The sequence below is a fragment of the Nostoc mirabile CHAB5784 genome (assembly GCF_020829645.1).
Taxonomy (GTDB): Bacteria; Cyanobacteriota; Cyanobacteriia; order Cyanobacteriales; family Nostocaceae; genus Nostoc; species Nostoc mirabile.
On the sequence record NZ_JAIVFS010000059.1, the window covers coordinates 48,415 to 51,108 of the forward strand.

The following is a 2,694-nucleotide window of genomic DNA, read 5'->3' on the forward strand; positions in this document are numbered from 1 at the left end:
AACTGTCAAGCTCTGGAGTTTAGATGGTAAACTCCTGCACACTCTTACACATGAAAAAGTAGTCAACAATGTTGTGTTTAGCCCAGACGGTAAAACTATTGCCTCTGCTAGTGACGATAAAACTGTCAAGCTCTGGAGTTTAGATGGTAAACTCCTGCACACTATTCAGCATCAGGATAGGGTTAATAAAGTAATCTTCAGCCCAGACGGCAAAACTATTGCCTCTGCTAGTGACGATAATACAGTTAAACTCTCGAATTTAAAGGGTGAACCCCTACATACTCTCAACCATGATCATCAGGTCAATAACGTCACCTTTAGCCGAGATGGCAAAACCCTTGCTTCTGGTAGTTGGGATAAAACCGTCAAACTCTGGGATTTAAATGGCAAGCTCCTGCATACCTTCCGGCATGAAGATGGGGTTGAAAGCGTCATTTTTAGCACAAATGGCAAAATTCTAATCTCTGTTAGTAATGACAGAACCATGAAAATCTGGGATTTAGAACCCAAAAAACTAAATATCCTTCAGCATAAGGATGATGTTGAAAGCGTCGTTTTTAGCCCGACTGACAAAACCCTAGTCTCTGCTAGTGGTAATACATTCAAACTTTGGGATTTAAATGGCAAGCTTCTACGTAGCTTCTCACATCAGGATAGGGTTAATAGCGTCGTTTTTAGCCCCAATGGTAAAACCCTAGCCTCTGCTAGTGACGATAATACAGTTAAACTTTGGGATTTAGATGGCAAGCTCCGACATAGCTTTGCACATGATAATAGGGTCAATAGTGTGGTTTTTACCTCCAACGGCAAAACCCTGATCTCTGTTAGTGAAGATAATACAGTCAAAATTTGGAACTTAAATGGTAAACTCCTGAACACTGTCCAGTATCACAATAAGGAGCAGGATATACTTGTATCTCTTGCTCTCAGCCCAGATGGCAAAACCCTGGCCTCTGGTAGTTACGATGGCACAGTCAAAATTTGGAACTTAAATGGCAAACTCCTGCACACTGTCCAGTATGAGGATAAGCATCAGGATATCGTCATAAGCCTTGTTTTCAGCCCAGACGGTAAAACTTTAGCCTCTGCTAGTAAGGATAAAACCGTCAAAATTTGGGATTTAAATGGCAAACTCCTACGCACCTTTAAGCATCACGAAGCAGTTTTAAGCATTGTCTTTAACCCCATCGACAAAACTCTAGCCTCTAGTAGTTGGGACAAAACCATCCAAACTTGGGATTTAAATGGCAAACTCCTGCACACCCTCGAAAATCAAGATGTAGTCACGAGCCTTGCTTTTAACCGGGACGGCAAAACTCTTGCCTATGCTAGTAATAACACTGTGATTATCTCGAATTTGGACGATCTCGTGCTAGATCCGCTTCTCGTTCGTGGCTGTGATTGGGTACGAGGCTATCTGAAAAATAGCCAGGAGGTAGATGATGATGATAAGCATTTGTGTGACGGTATAAGCACTGTTCAATAGTCATTAGTCATTAGTCATTAGTTCAAGAGATACCGTAACCAGAAATAAAAAAGTACAGAGCAAGTAAATTTATTTATGAGGTTCAAAATTTTTGACTTTTGACTTTTGATTTTTGACTTCCCCGTTCGCGCAGCGTCCCGTAGGGAAGGGGCTGACCACTCTTTTACGTGGTTTGAATTAGTCAGATATGATTAGTTTTTTCGCCCACAATAAGCGAGGTATGTAACAAAAATTATTTATCAAATAAGATTGCTATAGCACTCCTAAATCATTGGTGAGAATTTCGAGCAAAAAATTAAAGATGCCGAAAGTAGTCAAGAGTTAGAAAATATTGCTTTAACTCTGGCATCAATTACTCAAGAAATTACCGACGATATTGTTGCTGCTAATCCGTCTAGTGATGTTTAATTTGGACTTGAATAAATATCTGATTTTGAGGAACAGATTAGGGCTATTGATGAGCAATTTGAATCGCATCATTTTCATGAAGATGCAGGAGATGTAGATTTTTCAGCGTTATCTAATGTAGAAGAGTCAATCACAGACTTGTTAAGTTCTGCGTTCAAGAAAATCATTAATTCTGATGCAAAATTGTTGGAATTAGAAAACACTCAACCCTTGTCTACAGAAGTAGATTTTTCTGTAGAGGCATCTGCAAATAAGCCAAGTTTTGAAGATTATAATAAATTATTTAGAAAAATCCCTCTTCCAGTAATTAGCTCTAGGTTTCAAGAGGATTTGGTTTTTGCCTATATGCAGGTTGCTGGGCCAAATCCACTGATGCTTCAAAAGGTATCAGAACAGGAAGAACCTCTACAAATTACCAACGAACAATACCAGCAAATAGTTGGTACGTCGGACTCCCTTGAAGCTGCTAAGAGAGAAGGTCGGCTTTATAGAACCCATTTGGGATCTATCCATTTGCTAACCGCTTGAGTATCAGTCGAATGAAACACAGATTGAGTTTTGCTGTCGCATGACTTAAGGTACGCTCAAAGTTTTTGACTAATAATTATATCCGGAAAGTGACAGAAGCTGTTCATGAGCGATCGCCCATTATGGCTGAAAGAAACCATTCTGTTTTCTTAGGAGCAGCCCCACTGGCGGCGATCGCCACCCGCTATGAATGGAAGAAACTATTTTGACGCGACTAATCAGCAGGTATATTAATAATTATCCTGACAGTTAAAACCGAACCCACAATAGTG

General features: G+C 39.9%; 2 protein-coding genes. Both read left to right on the plus strand.

Annotation, left to right across the window (positions count from 1 at the left end):
* Positions 1-1,486: WD40 domain-containing protein (locus tag LC653_RS28675; RefSeq protein WP_229498044.1), on the plus strand; the 1,486-nt coding region annotated here is incomplete at its 5' end.
* 546 nt (positions 1,487-2,032) lie between these two features.
* Positions 2,033-2,422 (plus strand): hypothetical protein, encoded by a 390-nt coding sequence (locus LC653_RS28680; protein ID WP_229498045.1) that lies wholly within the window; start codon positions 2,033-2,035, stop codon positions 2,420-2,422.
* Positions 2,423-2,694: the final 272 nt, after the last annotated feature.